General features: G+C 68.0%; 18 protein-coding genes. 13 read left to right on the top strand and 5 right to left on the bottom strand.

What is annotated here, in order from left to right; all coding sequences use genetic code 11:
• Nucleotides 1-9 precede the first annotated feature (9 nt).
• The 3 genes from LVY72_RS10540 to LVY72_RS10530 are packed head-to-tail and all read left to right on the top strand — an operon-like array spanning nt 10 to nt 2,968.
• On the top strand, nt 10-783 hold the full coding sequence (locus tag LVY72_RS10540) for a lysophospholipid acyltransferase family protein (RefSeq protein ID WP_237820569.1): 774 nt from the start codon (nt 10-12) through the stop codon (nt 781-783).
• A complete protein-coding gene (locus LVY72_RS10535) occupies nt 780-1,817 on the top strand; it encodes an NAD(P)H-dependent glycerol-3-phosphate dehydrogenase (RefSeq protein ID WP_237820568.1) in 1,038 nt (345 codons plus the stop codon). The genes LVY72_RS10540 and LVY72_RS10535 overlap by 4 nt, the downstream gene beginning before the upstream one ends.
• On the top strand, nt 1,814-2,968 hold the full coding sequence (locus tag LVY72_RS10530) for a D-alanine--D-alanine ligase family protein (RefSeq protein WP_237820567.1): 1,155 nt from the start codon (nt 1,814-1,816) through the stop codon (nt 2,966-2,968). The genes LVY72_RS10535 and LVY72_RS10530 overlap by 4 nt, the downstream gene beginning before the upstream one ends.
• Nucleotides 2,969-3,062: 94 nt before the next feature.
• Here LVY72_RS10530 and LVY72_RS10525 read toward each other — a convergent pair whose 3' ends face one another.
• Nucleotides 3,063-3,554, bottom strand: a complete 492-nt coding sequence (locus tag LVY72_RS10525; protein ID WP_237820566.1) for a DUF3515 domain-containing protein — start codon at nt 3,552-3,554, stop codon at nt 3,063-3,065.
• Between the two features lie 75 nt (nt 3,555-3,629).
• Here LVY72_RS10525 and LVY72_RS10520 point away from each other — a divergent pair, with 75 nt between their 5' ends.
• From LVY72_RS10520 to rsmD, 4 genes are all read left to right on the top strand, one after another.
• Nucleotides 3,630-4,682 carry an LCP family protein gene (locus LVY72_RS10520; RefSeq protein ID WP_237820565.1) on the top strand — a complete coding sequence of 351 codons (1,053 nt, stop codon included), beginning with the start codon at nt 3,630-3,632 and terminating at the stop codon, nt 4,680-4,682.
• A gap of 129 nt (nt 4,683-4,811) precedes the next feature.
• Nucleotides 4,812-5,825 carry a DAK2 domain-containing protein gene (locus tag LVY72_RS10515; protein ID WP_237820564.1) on the top strand — a complete coding sequence of 338 codons (1,014 nt, stop codon included), beginning with the start codon at nt 4,812-4,814 and terminating at the stop codon, nt 5,823-5,825.
• On the top strand, nt 5,818-8,016 hold the full coding sequence (locus LVY72_RS10510; RefSeq protein ID WP_237820563.1) for an ATP-dependent DNA helicase RecG: 2,199 nt from the start codon (nt 5,818-5,820) through the stop codon (nt 8,014-8,016). Before LVY72_RS10515 ends, LVY72_RS10510 begins: the two co-directional genes overlap by 8 nt.
• 3 nt (nt 8,017-8,019) lie before the next feature.
• A complete protein-coding gene (rsmD, locus tag LVY72_RS10505; protein ID WP_237820562.1) occupies nt 8,020-8,598 on the top strand; it encodes a 16S rRNA (guanine(966)-N(2))-methyltransferase RsmD in 579 nt (192 codons plus the stop codon).
• A 62-nt stretch (nt 8,599-8,660) separates the two neighbouring features.
• Here the strand turns inward: rsmD and LVY72_RS10500 are convergent, their stop codons facing one another.
• Both LVY72_RS10500 and LVY72_RS10495 read right to left on the bottom strand, forming a co-directional pair.
• The gene (locus LVY72_RS10500; protein WP_237820561.1) at nt 8,661-9,455 is read right to left on the bottom strand and encodes a spermidine synthase; all 795 of its coding nucleotides are present in this window, start codon (nt 9,453-9,455) and stop codon (nt 8,661-8,663) included.
• Nucleotides 9,452-10,696, bottom strand: coding sequence for an aminotransferase class I/II-fold pyridoxal phosphate-dependent enzyme (locus tag LVY72_RS10495; protein WP_237820560.1), 1,245 nt, complete (start codon nt 10,694-10,696; stop codon nt 9,452-9,454). Before LVY72_RS10495 ends, LVY72_RS10500 begins: the two co-directional genes overlap by 4 nt.
• A gap of 76 nt (nt 10,697-10,772) precedes the next feature.
• Between LVY72_RS10495 and coaD the strand changes: the two genes are divergently transcribed.
• The 6 genes from coaD to mutM all read left to right on the top strand — a co-directional run bounded on the left by coaD (nt 10,773) and on the right by mutM (nt 14,951).
• Nucleotides 10,773-11,267 (top strand): pantetheine-phosphate adenylyltransferase, encoded by a 495-nt coding sequence (gene coaD, locus LVY72_RS10490; RefSeq protein ID WP_237820559.1) that lies wholly within the window; start codon nt 10,773-10,775, stop codon nt 11,265-11,267.
• A gap of 59 nt (nt 11,268-11,326) precedes the next feature.
• Nucleotides 11,327-12,259 carry a UTP--glucose-1-phosphate uridylyltransferase GalU gene (gene galU / locus LVY72_RS10485; RefSeq protein ID WP_237820558.1) on the top strand — a complete coding sequence of 311 codons (933 nt, stop codon included), beginning with the start codon at nt 11,327-11,329 and terminating at the stop codon, nt 12,257-12,259.
• A gap of 241 nt (nt 12,260-12,500) precedes the next feature.
• The gene (locus LVY72_RS10480) at nt 12,501-13,070 is read left to right on the top strand and encodes a YceD family protein (protein WP_237820757.1); all 570 of its coding nucleotides are present in this window, start codon (nt 12,501-12,503) and stop codon (nt 13,068-13,070) included.
• A 2-nt stretch (nt 13,071-13,072) separates the two neighbouring features.
• The gene (rpmF, locus tag LVY72_RS10475) at nt 13,073-13,276 is read left to right on the top strand and encodes a 50S ribosomal protein L32 (protein ID WP_127511582.1); all 204 of its coding nucleotides are present in this window, start codon (nt 13,073-13,075) and stop codon (nt 13,274-13,276) included.
• An 11-nt stretch (nt 13,277-13,287) separates the two neighbouring features.
• On the top strand, nt 13,288-13,983 hold the full coding sequence (gene rnc / locus LVY72_RS10470; protein WP_237820557.1) for a ribonuclease III: 696 nt from the start codon (nt 13,288-13,290) through the stop codon (nt 13,981-13,983).
• 2 nt (nt 13,984-13,985) lie between these two features.
• On the top strand, nt 13,986-14,951 hold the full coding sequence (gene mutM, locus LVY72_RS10465; protein ID WP_237820554.1) for a bifunctional DNA-formamidopyrimidine glycosylase/DNA-(apurinic or apyrimidinic site) lyase: 966 nt from the start codon (nt 13,986-13,988) through the stop codon (nt 14,949-14,951).
• Nucleotides 14,952-15,145: 194 nt separating this feature from the next.
• On the opposite strand, the gene LVY72_RS10460 is transcribed toward mutM, so the two are convergent.
• Together LVY72_RS10460 and LVY72_RS10455 are read right to left on the bottom strand one after the other, a co-directional pair.
• A complete protein-coding gene (locus LVY72_RS10460) occupies nt 15,146-15,967 on the bottom strand; it encodes a serine hydrolase domain-containing protein (RefSeq protein ID WP_237820552.1) in 822 nt (273 codons plus the stop codon).
• Between the two features lie 18 nt (nt 15,968-15,985).
• Nucleotides 15,986-17,050: an NAD-dependent epimerase/dehydratase family protein gene (locus LVY72_RS10455; protein ID WP_237820755.1), complete on the bottom strand. Its 1,065-nt coding sequence runs from the start codon at nt 17,048-17,050 to the stop codon at nt 15,986-15,988.
• Nucleotides 17,051-17,075: the final 25 nt, after the last annotated feature.

Genomic DNA, 17,075 nt, shown 5'->3' with positions numbered 1-17,075 from the left:
TCCACGACTATGAAAACAGCAACCAAAGAGCGCCTGTCCCTAGGCTGTGTCGCCGCCTTGGCGCGTCCTGTCCTCAATGCCGTCCTGGCCCGGCAGTGGTCCGGGCAGGAGTACCTGCCCAAGGACCGGGGCTTTATCGTCGCCCCCAACCACAACACCGAGATCGACCCGCTGATCGTCGGGCACTATGTGTACAACAGCGGCCACCTGCCGCACTTCCTGGCCAAGGCGTCCCTGTTCCGCATCCCGGTGGTCGGCCGCCTGCTGCAGGCCAGCCGGCAGATTCCGGTGGAGCGGTCCAACGCGGGAGCCAACCGCTCGCTGACGGCTGCCCGCGAAGTCATGGCTGAGGGCGGTGCCGTCATCGTCTACCCCGAGGGCTCGCTAACCCGGGATCCCGCCCTGTGGCCGATGCGCGGCCGGACCGGCGCCGCCCGGCTGGCGCTGCAGACCGGCGCCCCGGTAGTGCCGGTAGCCCAGTGGGGCGCCAACGAGCTGTTCCCGCGGTACGCCAAGCGGATCCACCTTTTTCCGCGCAAGACGGCCAAGGTGGTAGCGGGACCGCCGGTGGACCTGAGCGAGTTCGCCGGCCAGCCGATTACCAAGACCGTGCTTGATGCCGCCACCGAGAAGATCATGGAAGCCGTGACGGCGTTGCTGGCCGATCTGCGGGGCGAGGAGCCGCCGGCAGAGCGCTGGGATCCGGCCGCCCATGCGCAGAAGGCGACGGGCCGGGATTTCACCGACCCCGGCGAGGCAACAGCTACCAAGGAGAACCAGTGACACACCAGCCCGGACTGCCAGCCAAGGTTGCGGTTTTGGGTGCGGGCAGCTGGGGCACCACCTTTGCCAAAGTGGTCGCGGACGCGCATCCGCAGATCCAGGTCAGCCTGTGGGCGCGCCGTGCCGAGGTGGCCAAGGAGATCAACGAGTTCCACCTCAACTCCCAGTACCTCAGGGACCTCAGGCTGCCGGAGAATCTGGCCGCATCGGCCGATGTCGCTGCCGTGCTGGCCGATGCGCCGCTGGTGGTGCTGGCAGTCCCGGCACAGTCGCTGCGGGCGCAGCTGCAGGCCTTCCGTCCGCTGTTGGCACCCGGCGCCGTCGTGGTGTCCCTGATGAAGGGACTCGAACGGGGCACCGACGCCCGCATGAGCCAGGTCATCAGCGAGGAACTGCAGCTGCCGCAGGAGCGGATCGCGGTCATCTCCGGCCCGAACCTTGCGATGGAGATCGCGCGCAAGGAACCCACCGCCTCCGTAGTGGCCTGCACCGACCCGGAGGTGGCCCAGTGGATTGCCGCCGTATGTACGGCATCGTATTTCCGCCCGTACACCAACACCGACGTGGTCGGCGTCGAAATCGGCGGCATCGTCAAGAACGTGATCGCCCTGAGCGTGGGCATCTGCGACGGCAAGCACATGGGGGACAACACCAAAGCTTCGGTGATCACCCGCGGCCTGGCCGAGACCACCCGGCTGGCTGTCTCGCTCGGTGCGGAAGCGGAAACGATGGCGGGCCTGGCCGGCCTCGGCGACCTCGTGGCCACCTGCGCCTCCCCGCTTTCGCGCAACCACACCGCCGGGCGGCTGCTCGGCGAGGGGCTGACGCTCGACGAAGTCAACCAGCGCATGACGCAGACCGCCGAGGGCATCAAGTCCGGGCGGGCAGTTCTAGACCTGGCCACCCAGATGGGCGTGGAAATGCCCATTACCGAAGCAGTGGTTGCGGTGCTTGAGGGCAGCCTCTCCGTGGAGGAGCTCGCCCCGCGCCTGCTGACCCGTGAACTCAAATCCGAAGGCGGACAACAACTGTGACCGACCAGCCGACCTCCCCCCAGAATCCCTCCGGCACGCCGGCCGCCCGTCCGCGGGTGGCGGTGCTGTTCGGCGGCCGCTCCAGCGAGCATTCGGTCAGCTGCGTCACCGCCGCCGGTGTGCTCGGCGCCATTGACAAGGACAAGTACGACGTCGTGCCCGTGGGCATTGCGCGCGACGGCAGCTGGACACTGGTTGACGACGATCCTGCGCAGTGGTCCATGACTGCCGGCAAGCTGCCGGAGGTCACCGCCGGAACGGAACCGGTCATGCTGGCCGGCCGCAACGGCGGCACCGAGCTGCTGGTCGCCGCGGAAGGGCAAGCCCCGCGCAGCCTGGGCCGGATCGACGTCGTCCTGCCGCTGTTGCACGGCCCGTTCGGTGAGGACGGCACGCTGCAGGGGCTGCTGGAGCTGGCCGACGTGCGCTACGTTGGCGCCGGCGTGCTGGCCTCCGCGGTGGGCATGGACAAGCACTATATGAAGGTCGTGTTCGAGGACGCCGGGCTGAATGTCGGCCCCTACCAGGTCATTACCGACCGCCAGTGGCACCAGGATGCCGAGGCCGCCCTGGACCGGGTGGCCGGGCTGGGCTTCCCGGTGTTTGTCAAGCCGGCGCGCGCCGGCTCGTCGATGGGGATCACCAAGGTGGCGGACCGGACGGGGCTGCGCGCAGCCGTCGAGGCCGCGCGGGAGCATGACCCGAAGGTGATCGTGGAGGCCGGCATCCTCGGCCGCGAGATCGAGGTGGCCGTGCTCCAGGGACGCGGGAGCGAAGAGTCGCGCGCCAGCCTGCCGGGAGAGATCGCGGTGCAGCCGGGAGACCACGACTTCTACGATTTCGAGGCGAAATACGTGGACGGTGGCGCAGCTGCCCTCAGCTGTCCGGCGGACCTGCCGGCGGAGATCACCGAGCGGGTACGGGAGCTGGCAGCTGAGGCCTTCGACGCCGTGGGCGGAGAAGGTCTGTCCCGGGTGGACTTCTTCTATACCCCGGACGGGGAACTGGTGATCAACGAGATCAACACGATGCCCGGGTTTACCCCGATCAGCATGTATCCGCAGATGTGGGCGAAGTCGGGTATCCCGTACAGCGAGCTGATTGACGAGCTGATCTACCTCGCCCTTAACCGCAAGACCGGCCTGCGCTAACGTTCGGCGGCTGCCCCGTTCCTTCGCAAGCTCAGGACGGGGACCCCTGCCGCCTCTCTTACGGGCAGGCCCTGCTACTCCACTGTTCGTGGGGTTACTGCTTGGTGTCCAGGGTGTCCGAGATGCTGAGGCACTTTTTGGTCTGCGGGACCTTTGCCACGGCTCCGGCCAGGTCCACCAGGATGGTGCTTTCGGCCACCTGCTCCGAATCGAAGATCAGTTCGGTGGCCGGATTGCGCCCATAGGTGGTGGCCGTCCAGGACTTGTCCTGCTGGCGCAGCACCCAGTCCACTCGGTTGACGGTCACGCACTGATCCGTGGTGGGGCCGGGGACGGGCACCCCGCAGCGCAGGATCACCTGGGACGGGTTGCCCCAGGCTGCCGAGCCCTGGCTGGTGGTTTCGCGCTTCGGCTGGTCCGCCACGAACTGCGGCAGCATGACCATCATCGGTGCGCAGGCGGGATTGGCGGCGTCGGGGGCGGCCTTGACGTTGACCGCCGGAGCACAGGCGGTGGCGCCCGCCAGCACCACGGCGGCAAGCAGGGTGGCGGCGGACAGGCGGAAGGGACGCGAAGGCAGTGGCATGCCTCAAGTTTAAGGGTTTGCATAGGCAACCACGCTAAAATCGAAAAGTTGCCTAGGTCCTTTGGGGGTCGGAAATTGTCCAATCAGCTCTATATCGAGGAACCCGAGGTGGGTGAGTACCGGCCCCGCCGGCGCAAGAAGCGCCACCCGGTGCGTACCACCATCCTCGTCCTGCTGTGCCTGGTGCTGGCCGGGACCGGTCTGGCCGGCGGCTATTTGTGGAGCCTGGCCAGCACGTTCAACAACAAGTCGGACACCATCGCCTCGGCGTTTCCGGAGGAGGCTGGCCGGCCGGCGGAGTCCGGCGGGCAGAACATCCTGCTGTTGGGCTCGGATATCCGGGGCGGCAGCGGAGGGTCGGAGAACCTTAATGGCGTCCCCAACGGCGGCCGCTCCGACACCATGATGCTGATGCACATCCCGAGCAACCATAAGAACGTCTACGTGATGTCCGTGATGCGCGATACCTGGACGGACATCCCCGGCTACGGCGAGCACAAGATCAATGCCGCGATGGCCTTCGGCGGCGTGCCGCTGCTGGTACAGACGCTGGAGGGGATGTTCGAGACCCGCGTCGACCACGTGGCCATCATCGACTTCGCCGGCTTCAAGAACCTGACCGACGCCTTGGGCGGCGTCGAAATCAACAACCCCGCGGCGTTCAGCGCGGTGGGGCAGGACGGCACCTACTTCCCGCAGGGCGCACAGACCCTCGACGGCGCGCAGGCACTGAAGTTCGTGCGCGAGCGCAAGGCCTTCAGCGACGGCGACTACCAGCGCGTGAAGAACCAGCAGCTGTTCGTCAAGGCTGTGTTGGCACGCTTCCTGAATGCGGATACCCTGACCAATCCGGCGCGCATCAGCGAGGTGGTTTCCGAGTTCGCCCCCTACATGACCGTGGACTCGGGCTTGGACGCGGCGGCCATCGGCTCCCTCGGTTTCAGCCTGCGGGACATCCGCAGCGCGAATATCCATTTCTTCACGCTGCCGAACCAGGGCATCGGCACCTCTGCGGACGGTCAGTCCATCATCGTCAAGGACGACCAGGCCATTGCCGATATTGCCGCAGCCATGAAGGCGGACCAGTTCGACGAATACTGGGCCAGCACCGGCACGGCTGGCAAGTAGCCGGCCGAACCGAGTGTGTTTCCGCCTACCCCAGCCGACACGCCGCCGGCTGGGGTAGGCTCGGTTAACGCCGGAGAACTGAAAGCTACGTTGGCGCAAAAGCCGCCGGCACCTGTGGATGGGAACGGATTGCAAACCAAGATTGCCGCGAATGCCCAGGCGCTCAAGCGCTGGCTGGGCAAGTCGGAAGAGGTGTTGGGCAACCACAGCGACCGTCTGAACGCCATCAATATTTTCCCGGTGGCCGACGGCGATACCGGCACCAACCTGTACCTCACCGTGCGTTCGGCGTCCCGCGCCGTCGCGCAGCTGCCCACCACCGACGTCGGCGAGCTGCTCGCCGAGGCCGGACGGGCCGCGATGGAGGAGGCCCGCGGCAATTCCGGCACGCTCTTCTCCGTCTTCCTGGCTGCGCTGGCCGATCCCCTGCATGGCACCACGCGACTGACCGGACCGCTGCTGGCGGCGGCCCTGGAACGGGCCGAAATCCGCTGCTGGTCAGCGCTCAGCGAGCCGGTTCCGGGCACCATGCTCTCGGTGATTGCTGCCGCCACCCGCGCGGCCAACAGTGCGGATGCGGCACGGAACCAGGACCACAGCAACCACGGCCTGGCCCGGACCCTGAACGCGGTGGTGGCCGCGGCCTTGGAAGCGGTGGTGGAGACCGAAGGCCAGCTGGACCCGCTCTCGGACGCCCACATCGTCGACGCCGGGGCGGTGGGTTTCCTGCTGATCCTGGACGCCCTGCGCGCCAGCGCGCTGGGGGAGGAACTGCAGCCGGAGCTGCTCGAAGGCCTGCACGGCTACGGCGTGCAGGCCCCGCACATCCACCTGGATCACCAGTCCGAGGGCATGGAGGTGATGTGCACGATCAACCTCAGCCCGCTCGATGCCGCCACCCTGCGCTTGCAGCTGGACGAGCTGGGCGATTCGGTGATCCTCAGCGCCGTCACGGAGGTGCCCGAAGGCTACCGGTGGCGCGTCCACGTGCATGTGCCGGATCCGGAGGCCGCCCTGGCCGCGATCCGGCGCTTCGGCGAGCCGGCCCACCTGTCGGTGACCACCTTGTCCGCCCCCGACGACGGGCCGGACCGGGCAGCGGATCCTGCCAGCACCTGCGGGGCAGGCAATGCCGATGAATGAGCATCAGCCGGCCGAGCTGGACCTGCCGCTGGAACGCCGGCTGGGCAAGCGCACCGCGGCGGCGCTGGAAAAGCACCTCGGCCTCACCCGGACCGGCGAACTGCTGAACTATTTTCCCCGCCGCTACCTAAAGCGCGGCGAGCTGACCCTGATCGCGGACCTGCCCGAAGACGAGGACGCGACCCTGGTGGCCCGGGTGCTCAGCTGCAGCACCCGCCGGATGCGCGCCCGCCGCGGCTCGCTGACCGAAGTGGTCATCACCGACAACTCCACCTACGGCAACCTCAGCCTGACGTTCTTCAACGGCTACCAGGCCGAGCGGGACCTGCGACCGGGCACGCTGGCCATGTTCTCCGGCAAGGTCACCCGGTACCAGGGGCGCCTGACCCTGACCAACCCGGACTATTCCCTGCTGGAGGACGCGGCGGACTTCAACGCCGACGAGGCTCTGCGCCCGGTGCCGCTCTATCCGGCCACGGCCAAACTGGGCAGCTGGCGGATCAAGTCCGCCGTCGAGATCCTGCTGGACAGCGTGGATTTTTCCCAGATCGGGGATCCGGTGCCACCGGACATCGCAATCCGGGACGGGCTGCTGTCCCTGTCCGACGCCTATCAGCAGATCCACCGGCCGGCCACGATCGAACAGGCCCGCGGCGCGCGGGAGCGGTTCCGCTATCAGGAAGCCCTGGTCCTGCAGGCGGCGCTGGCCCGCCGCCGTGCACAGGCCGTGGGCGAGGAAGCGATCGCCCGTCCGCCGGTGGCCGGCGGCCTGCTGGACCGGTTCGACGGCGCCCTGCCGTTCACGCTGACCAACGGCCAGCGCGTGGTCGGCGCCGAGGTGGCCGCCGAACTGGCGGCCAGCCATCCGATGAACCGGTTGCTGCAGGGCGAGGTAGGTTCGGGCAAGACGCTGGTGGCCCTGCGGGCCATGCTGCAGGTGATCGACGCCGGCGGGCAGGCCGCCCTGCTGGCACCCACCGAAGTGCTCGCCGCCCAGCACTATGAGTCGATCCGCCGCACCCTGGGGCCGCTGGCCGAGGCCGGCATGCTCGGCGGCGACGACGCGGGCACCCGGGTGGTGCTGCTCACCGGTTCGGTTACCGGGGCCGCCCGCCGCAACGCGCTGCTGGAGGTGGCCAGCGGGCAGGCCGGGATCGTGATCGGCACCCATGCGCTGCTCTCCGACGAGGTCATGTTCGCGGACCTGGGCCTGATCGTGGTGGACGAACAGCACCGCTTCGGCGTGGAGCAGCGGGACAAACTGCGCTCGCGTGCGCTGCGCCCGCCGCACCTGCTGGTGATGACCGCGACGCCGATTCCGCGCACGGTGGCGATGACGGTTTTCGGGGACCTGGAGACGTCCGTGCTGTCCGAACTGCCGGCTGGCCGCGCCCCGATTGGTACCCACCTGGTCGGGCTGGTGGAACACCAGGCCTGGGAGCACCGGATCTGGCAGCGCGCCCGCGAGGAGATCGACGCCGGCCGGCAGGTCTACGTGGTGTGTCCCAAGATCGGCGACGAGGACCGCGAGGACACCGATCCGTTCGATGCCCCGCCGCCCGATGAGGACACCCGGCAGCTGGCCTCGGTGGTTGCCACTGCCGAATACCTGGCGACAGTCCAGGCCCTGGCCGGAACACGGATCGGCGTGCTGCACGGCAGGCTCGACGCCGAGGCCAAGGCAGCCACCATGGCCGCCTTCAACGAGGGCCGGCTGGACCTGCTGATCTCCACCACGGTGATCGAGGTGGGCGTGGACGTGCCGAACGCCACGCTGATGGTGATCCTGGATGCGGACCGCTTCGGCATCTCCCAACTGCACCAGCTGCGCGGACGCGTGGGCCGCGGCGGCCTGCCCGGCACCTGCCTGCTGGTGACCCGGCTGGAACCCGGCCACCCCAGCCGGGCGCGGCTGGACGCCGTCGCCCGCACCACCGATGGCTTCGAGCTGTCCCAGGCGGACCTGCTGCTGCGCCGGGAAGGGGACATCCTGGGCTCGTCCCAGTCCGGCGGCAAATCCACGCTCAGGCTGCTGCGCGTGATCACGGACGAGGCGGTGATCGCCAAGGCCCGGGCCGACGCCGCCGGCATCGTGGCGCACGACGCGCAGCTGGACGAATATCCCGAGCTGGCCCAGGCCATCGAACTGTACCTGAATCCGGAGCGGGAGGCCTTCCTTGAGCGGGGCTGAGCGGTGAGCCGCATCATTGCCGGCGTGGCCGGCGGCGCCGGCCTGGCTAACGTACCCGGGGACAAGACCCGGCCCACCACGGACCGGGTCAAGGAGGCGCTGTTCTCCCGGCTCGATTCCTACGGCGTGCTGGCCGGCGCCCGGGTGCTGGACCTGTTTGCCGGTTCGGGCGCGCTGGGCGTGGAAAGTGCCAGCCGGGGAGCGGCCGAAGTGGACCTGGTGGAGCAGTCGGATAAGGCGGCCGGGGTGTGCCGGAAGAACGCAGAGCTGGTCAACAAGGCGCTCCGCCGGACCGTGGTGCGGGTACACCGCTCGGGCGTGCAGCCCTTTTTGGACCGCCTGCACCCCCACGACCGGTGGGACCTGGTGCTGATGGATCCCCCCTACCCGCTGCCGGAAGCGGAGCTGGCGCAGGTCCTGGACACGCTGGCGCCGCGGCTGGCTGAAGGCGCGGTCGTCGTCATCGAACGCTCCTCGCGCTCGCCGGAGCCGCGCTGGCCGGCGGGCCTGGAACGTTTCGCGGAGAAGAAGTACGGCGAGACCATGCTCTGGTACGCCGAACCGGCCCCGCCGGCCAGTTAGCGTTCGCAGCTAGTGCCGAGGGACCCGCCGCGAGCTCGCGAACGGTGGGGAAGTGCGACGCGCTAGTGCGCCGCGAATGCCTCCAGCTCCGGCCCGGTCAGCACGGCTGCCGGATGGGGGCCGGCGGCCAGCAGCGCCGCGGTCCAGTCCTGCGGCCAGGGTTGGTGCCGGGCGGCCAGCACGATGTTGCCCGGATATCGGCCGCCGAACATGCCTGCATCGGCCAGCGCCGCCAGCCCCGCGGCCGTCCCGGCATCCTCCGCAGCCAGTGCTTCGGCCAATGCTCTGGCCTGGCGCCGGACGAAGCGCAGCGGCGGATCGTCCCCGACATTGACCAGCAGCACGCCTTCGGGGGCAAGGATCTCCAGCAGCTCGGCGTAGAAGCCGGGGGTGGTCAGGTGCTCGGGGGCGTCCTCGCCGGCGAAGACATCGAGCACGATGACATCGAACTCCCCGTCCAGGGCGCCGAAGGCCACCTCCTGCCGGGCATCGCCGATGTGCACCGTCAGGTTGGTGCCGGCCGGCAGCGGGAGCTTGTCGATCACGAAGTCCAGCAGCTCGCGTTCGAGTTCGACGGCGTGCTGCTCGGAACCAGGACGGGAGGCCTGGACGTACCGGGCCAGCGTCAGCGCCCCGGCACCCAGATGCAGGCAGCGCAGCGGCTGTCCGGCCGGTCCTGCCAGATCCACCACGTTGGCGATCCGGCGCAGGTACTCGTAGAAGACGTGGGAGGGATCCTGCAGGTCCACATGGGACTGTTCGGCCCCGCCGATGCTGAGCACATACGCGCCGCGGACCCGCTCGTCCGGCTCGATCTCCGCGTGCAGGCCGCTGGTGCGCAGGAAGCGGCCGGTCATGCCAGCAGCTCCGGCAGCTTGGCAAGCCGGGCCGCGGCCTCCTCGAGCACCTCGGTCTTCTTGCAGAAGGCAAAGCGCAGCAGGGACCGGGTCCGCTCGGCACCTTCGCCGTGGCAGAAAACGGACACCGGAATGGCCGCCACCCCCGCCAGTCCGGGCAGCCGCCGGGCCAGCGCCACGGCATCGGTCACGCCCAGCGGCGCGGTGTCGACGTTGATGAAGTAGGTCCCGTCCGGGACGAACACCTCCAGCCCGGCGCGGCGCAGGCCGTCGGCGAGCACATCGCGCTTCTGCCGCAGGCCCGCGGCGATCCCGTCGTAGAAGCCGTCGTCGAGCGCCAGGGCGGCGGCGACGGCCGGCTGGAACGGGCTGCCGGAGGAATAGCTGAGGAACTGCTTGACCGTGCGGACGGCTGCCACGAGGTCGGCTGGTCCGTGCAGCCAGCCGACCTTCCAGCCGGTGAAGGAGAAAGTCTTGCCGGCCGAGGAGATGGTGATGGTCCGTTCCGCGGCACCCGGCAGCGTGGCCACCGGGACATGCTCGACGCCGAAGGTCAGGTGTTCGTACACCTCGTCCGTGACGATGATGGCGTTATGGCGTTCGGCGAGTTCCACGATCCTGGCCAGGGCCTGGCGGGTGAAGACGGCGCCCATGGGATTGTGCGGGTTGTTGACCAGCACCACCCGGGTACGGTCGCTGAATGCCTCCTCCAAATGTTCCAGGTCCGGCTGGAAGTCCGGGGCGCGCAGCGGGGAGGTGGTGTGGGTGGCGCCGCTGAGGCCGATCATGGCGCCGTAGGAATCATAGAAGGGCTCGAAGGTGAGCACCTCGTCGCCGGGACCAGTCAGCGCCAGCAACGTGGCGGCCAGCGCCTCCGTGGCACCGGTGGTGATGACGACCTCGGTGTCCGGATCCGGAGCCAGCCCGTAGAAGCGCTGCTGGTGCCCTGCCACTGCCTGGCGCAGCGCCAGGATGCCCTTGCCAGGGGCGTACTGGTTGGCGCCGTCGGCAATCGCCTGCCGGGCGGCCGCGGCAATGCTGCCAGGCCCGTCCTCATCCGGGAAGCCCTGGCCCAAGTTGATGGCGCCGCAGGCCGCCGCCATGGTGGTCATCTCCTCGAAGATTGTCACCGCCAGGCTGCCGTCCGCAGCCAGCAGGTTTGCGCCGGCCGCAGCACGCTGCCACGGGGCGGGGCCGGCCCCGGCTTCGGAGAGGGCAAGACTGCGTGCTGATGTGCTCATGACCTCAAGTAATACCACCCCGGCGGAAGATCATCCCGGTGGTGGACGGCGATGCCGATCGGCTAGATTCATAGCTATGCGCCGAGCCGTCTGCCCAGGATCCTTTGACCCGCTCCACAACGGACATGTGGAGATCATTGCCCGTGCCGCGAGCATGTTCGACGAAGTCATCGTGGCGGTGTCCACCAACTATGCCAAGAAGTACCGTTTCAGCCTCGAGGAGCGCCTGGCCATGGCCCGGGAGACCCTCTCCTATCTGGCCGGCACCTCGGTGGAGCCGATGGGGGACGGGCTGCTGGCCGAGTTCTGCCGCAGCCGGGGCGCCGGGGCAATCGTCAAGGGGCTGCGGACCACGCAGGACTACCACTACGAGTTGCCGATGGCGCACATGAACCGCAACCTCACCGGCGTCGAAACCGTGTTCCTGCCGGGGGACAGCCGGTACACCTACCTGTCTTCCACGCTGATCAAGGAGGTGGGCGGCCTCGGCGGAGACATCTCCGAGTTTGTGCCCAAGGCGGTGCTCAAGCGGTTTGTGGCCGAAACGGATGGCAGGGCCACGGCGGACTGACCAAAAATCTTGAGCAAAAATTGCTCAGGGAAACTACCCGTGGCGGATACTCTACCCCCATGTCTCATGGGGAATTCATTCGCAAAGCAGTAATTCCGGTAGCAGGGTTGGGAACCCGCTTCCTTCCGGCGACCAAGGCAATGCCGAAGGAAATGCTGCCCGTGGTCGATCAACCGGCGATCCAGTACGTCGTCGAGGAAGCGACTCGGTCCGGTTTATCGGATGTACTGATGATTACCGGACGGAACAAACGGGCGCTGGAAGACCACTTCGACCGCGTTCCGTTCATCGAACAAACGCTTGAAAACAAGGGCGACGTTGAAAAGCTGGCGGCCGTCCGCCAATCGTCCGAACTGGCTGATATCCACTACCTGCGCCAGGGCGACCCGAAGGGGCTGGGCCACGCCGTCCTGCGGGCCAGGCAGCACGTGGGCGAGGAGCCCTTCGCGGTCCTGCTCGGCGATGACCTGATCGACGCGCGCGACACCTTGCTGACGCAGATGATGGAGGTGCAGCAGCAGACAGGCGGTTCCGTGATCGCCTTAATGGAAGTCGAGCCGGAGAAGATCGGTGCCTACGGCTGCGCGGACGTAACCATCATCCCGGGCCGTGGATTCGTCCAGGTCAATGGGCTGGTGGAAAAGCCGGCTGTAAGCGAAGCCCCGTCCAACCTGGCGGTTATCGGCCGGTATGTGCTGCATCCGTCTGTCTTTGACGTGCTGGAGCAGACTGAACCCGGCCGCGGCGGCGAAATCCAGTTGACCGATGCCTTGCAGGTGCTGGCCCGGTCCAAGGGGCCCGGCGGGGGAGTGTATGCCGTGGTTTTCCGGGGCCGCCGGTATGACACCGGAGACAAGCTCAGCTACATCAAGGCGGTGGTTTCGCTGGCCGTCGAGCGTGCCGACCTCGGTCCAGAACTGCGCCCGTGGATTCTGGAATTGGCCGAACGGATCCAGTCGGAGGCCGGACTGCTGCCGGCAGCAACGGTTTAGGCCCAATGCAGTTCGGTTTGCTTCCGCCCTCGAAACGGGAATCCCCTGCACCGCGCAGCAGATTCCCGTTTCGAGGGGGACAGGGCGCGGGAAGCGCTCCGGTCTGACTGCCGGCGGCAGAATCCCGGTAGTGCGGCGCGGTTTGAGGGAACGGCGGGCTTAGGGCTATGATGATACGTCGGTCATATGTTTATGAGGAGTCTTCATCGCCGTGGTCTTGAGCCATGAACAAAGTTCGCCCCTGGTTCTGGGGGTAAAGGAACTCGGACGCAGTCCGGGGACGATGCGGACTCTTGATGAGCATGTGCCTGCACCAAAGGATTTTGGTGTGGCACTCATCGGCGTTCGGGAAGGCTCCGACATGGAGTTGGACCTGAGGCTCGAGGCCGTGCACGAAGGTATCCTGGTCACCGGCACCGCTTCCGTTGAAGTAACGGGCGAGTGCGGGCGTTGCCTGGACGCCATCGCGTATGACCTCGACGTCGACGTGCAGGAACTCTTCTACTATGGAGACATTGACCTTGGTCAGGTGTCCGATGAGGAAGAGCAAGAGCAATACCGGATCGAGCACGATCGCATCGATCTCGAACCGGTACTCAGGGACGCAGTGGTAACTTCGCTGCCGTTCCAGCCGGTGTGCCGGGAAGACTGTAAAGGCTTGTGCCCTGAATGCGGGATGCGCCTTGAAGAGGATCCGGGTCACCATCATGAGGTCGTGGATCCTCGCTGGGCAGCCCTCGCGGGCCTGGCCAGCACTGCCGCGGACTACGCGGCAACAAGTACAGAGTCAGACGAGAGAGAAGAGAGTTAGTCGTGGCTGTTCCCAAGCGGAAAATGTCCCGCTCGAATACGCGCGCACGCCGGTCCCAGTGGAAGGCTACTGCCCCCAACCTGGTAAAGACCGTTGAGAACGGCCGGGTTACCTACAGCCTGCCGCACCAGGCCAAGGTTGTCACCGACTCAGCTGGCACTGCGCTGTTCCTTGAGTACAAGGGCCGCAAGGTAGCCGACGCGTAACACCGTCCGGCATGCCTTCAACTGAAGACCTTCTGAAGCGTCTCGGTGTCGATATCGACGCCGGGACGCTTCGTCTTGCCCTGACCCACCGGTCCTATGCCTACGAGCACGGCGGACTGCCCACCAACGAGCGGCTGGAATTCCTCGGCGACTCCATCCTGGGCTTCTCCGTGACGGATGCGCTGTACCGGGACAATCCGGACCTGTCCGAAGGGGAACTGGCCAAGCGGCGTTCGGCGGTGGTGAGCACGCGCGCCCTGGCCGGCATTGCCCGGGAACTGGGCGTGGGGAACCACATCCTGCTTGGCCAAGGTGAAAAGCAGACCAACGGCGCGGACAAGTCCTCCATCCTGGCGGACACCATGGAAGCGCTGTTCGGAGCCACCTACCTGGTCCACGGTATCGAGGCCGCTCGCCGCCTGGTGATGCGCCTGGTTGGCCCGCTGCTGGAGGACGCCGAGGCGCTCGGCGCCGGGACCGACTGGAAGACCAGCATCCAGGAACTCGCAGCCGCCCGGAAGCTGGGGGCCGTGGAGTATTCAGTGCAGGGCTCCGGACCTGACCACGCGCGGACCTTCGAGGCAGTCCTGTTGATCGGCGGAGTTGCGTACGGCCGCGGATCGGGCCATTCGAAGAAGGAAGCCGAGCAGGAAGCCGCGTCCATGACGTGGCGCCAGTTGCGCTCCGAAAGCCCGGTCAGCGATTAGCGATGCCTGAACTGCCCGAGGTGGAGGTAGTCCGCCGCGGCCTGGCCCGCTGGGTCCGTGGCCGCACGATCACCGGCGTCGACATCCTTGATGAGCGTTCGGTGCGGCGCCACGCCCTCGGTGCGGAGGACCTGCGCGGCAACCTGGTGGGGGCCCGTGTGGTGGATGTGGCCCGCCGTGGAAAGTTCCTGTGGATGCCGCTCGAGGAAGCCTCTGCCGGGCGCAGCACCGAACCGAAGCTGGCCCTGATGGCCCATCTGGGCATGAGCGGGCAGCTGCTCATCGAGGATGGCTCCCAGCCGGACGAAAAGCACCTGAAGGTCCGGTTCAGGCTCAGTCCCGCTGCCGGCGACGAAGGCACCGCGATGCCCGCGGAACTGCGTTTTGTGGACCAGCGGATTTTCGGCGGTGTCTTCCTCGCGGACCTGGCCCCCACCGGTGACGGGCATCCGGGCGGCTGGTCCGAGACCGGACTGTCCCTGATCCCGCTGGAGGCCTCGCATATTGCCCGGGACCCGCTGGACCCGCACTTTTCCTTCGATGAGTTCTATCGCCGGCTGCGTGCCCGCCGGACCGGGATCAAGCGGGCCATCCTGGACCAGTCGCTGGTCTCCGGCGTCGGAAATATCTACGCGGACGAGTCCCTCTGGGCCGCCCGGCTCCACTATGCCCGTGCCACCGACACCCTGCGCCGCAAGGAAGCGGAACGGCTCATCGACGCCTGCCGGGATGTCATGACCCGTGCCCTGGATGCCGGCGGCACCAGTTTCGACTCGCTCTACGTCAACGTGAACGGCGCCTCCGGCTACTTCGCCCGCTCCCTGAATGCGTACGGGCGCGAACGGGAGGGCTGCTACCGCTGCGCAGGCCTGGGACTGGAGACGAAAATCCGGCGGGACACGTTCATGAACCGCTCCTCGTATTCCTGCCCGGTGTGCCAGCCGAGGCCGCGCAATGGCCGCTGGTAGCCGAAACGCCAGAGGCCCGGCGCGGACGGTCGACCGCCAGCACCGGGCCCCTGCCGCGGGCCGCGCTTAGCCCTTCCTGACCAGGAGGCTCTGCTTGAGGGCCTTGGTCTTGGTGCCGGACCAGATCTTCTGCTGGTAGGTCTTGGTCGTGGTTTGGCAGCCTCGGTCGGCTCGACCGAGGCCGGCCGGCGCCGTCAGCTGCGGCGCGCCAGTTCCGCCAATACGCCGTCGGTGAAGACCGGCCACGCCTCGGCGGCCCACGGGCCGAATGCCCGGTCGGTCAGCACCACGCACGCCGCCGCGGCATCGGGATCCACCCAGAGGAAGGTGCCGGACTGGCCAAAGTGTCCGAAGGTGCGCGGCGAACTGTCCGCGCCGGTCCAATGCGGGGATTTGGCGTCCCGGATCTCGAAGCCCAGGCCCCAGTCATTGTTCTTCTGCCGGCCGAACCCCGGCAGGACCCCGGCCAGGCCCGGAAACACCACGGAGGTCGCGTCGGCGAGCGTGGACGGATCCAGCAGCTTCGGCCGCTGCAGTTCGGTGGCCAGCAGTACCAGGTCCGCCGCGGTGGAGACGGCGCCGGCAGCGGGGGAGCCCTCCAGCGTGGTTTGCTCCATGCCCAGCGGTTCGAGCAGCCCTTCGCGCAGGTAGTCCGCGAAGGCCATGCCGGCGGCCTGCTCCAGCGTTTCGGCCAGCACCTCGAAACCGGCGTTGGAATACAGCCGGCGTTCGCCCGGGCGGTAGCGCACGGTCCGGTCGGCAAAGTCGTAGCCGGCGCTGTGGGCCAGCAGATGCCGTACAGTAGAGCCCTCCGGGCCTGCCGGCTGGTCCAGGTCCAAGGCACCTTCTTCGAGTGCCACCAGGGCGGCATAGGCGGTCAGCAGCTTGGTCACCGAGGCCAGCGGATAGCGGCGCTGCTGGTCCCCGTGGCTGCCCAGCATCTGTCCGTCCTGTCCGACGACGGCGGCCGCCGCGTTCTGTACGGGCCAGTCCTCGATTGCCTTCAGGCTCTGCATGCGGTTCGGATGCTCCCTTTAGTCTGCCGTTGTGGTCCGGGCCGGCCCGTTGCCGTAGTAGGCGGCCAGCCGCTTCAATCCCTCGTCCAGGCCCACGGCGGGAGTCCAGGCCAGGACTTCGCGGGTGTGCCGCTGGTCGAACCAGTGGGCGGTGGACAGCTGTTCGGCCAGGAACCTGGTCATCGGCGGCTCGTCGTGTACCCAGCCGCGGGCGCCGGCGGCCAGCCAGGCCTTTTCGATCAGTGACCCGGCACCGCGGGCCAGCCTGCCGGGTACACTCCAGGCCGGCGGTCGTACCCCCGCAGCGGTGCAGATGCCCGCCAGCAGTTCGCCGACCGGACGCGGCTGGCCGTTGGTGACCACGAGGGCCTGGCCGTGCGCGTGGTCCATCCGTTCCAGGCCGCGCACAATCGCGTCTGCGGCGTTGTCGATGTAGGTGGTGTCGATCAGGGCGGCACCGTGGTCCAGCAGCGGCAGGCGTCCGGCTGCGGCCCGCTGGACGACACGTCCGACCAGCTGTGTGTCACCCGGGCCCCAGACGATGTGCGGGCGGATGGCGGCCACCCGGAAGCCCGGCGAATCCGCAGCCAGGGCGAGCAGCTCGGCCGCGGCCTTGGACCGGGCGTAGTTGCCACGCGCCCGCTCCGGATCCGCCGGCCCGGCGCCTTCTCCGGCAATGGCGTGGCCGATGTGGGCCACGGAGGGGGAGGAGACGAAGACGAAGTCCTGGACCCCGGCCGACTGTGCGGCGGCCAGCAGGTTGGCGGTGCCCTCGATATTGGTGGCCGCGAATTCGGCCCAGTCGCCGGTGAAGGAGACCTTGGCGGCCAGATGGATTACGGCTTCCATGCCGTCGACGGCGCGGGCCAGCGCGGCCGGATCCGTGACCGAACCGGCCACCGGCTCCAGCCCCGGTCCGCCCTCGGTGGCGCGGCGCTGGAAGGTGCGCACCCGGTGGCCCTTGTCCGCCAGCAACCGGGCCACGGCTCCGCCCAGCATCCCGCTGGCCCCCGTCACCAGTACCCGCCGCACGCCCGCTTCGGACGCTCCGGGGGCCGAGGGCGCTTCGGCAGCCGACGGCATGCCGGCGCCGCGTGGAGACCGGCCG

Source organism: Arthrobacter hankyongi (assembly GCF_022012395.1).
Lineage (GTDB): Bacteria > Actinomycetota > Actinomycetes > Actinomycetales > Micrococcaceae > Crystallibacter > Crystallibacter hankyongi.
This window is presented reverse-complemented; position numbering and strand designations above follow the sequence as displayed.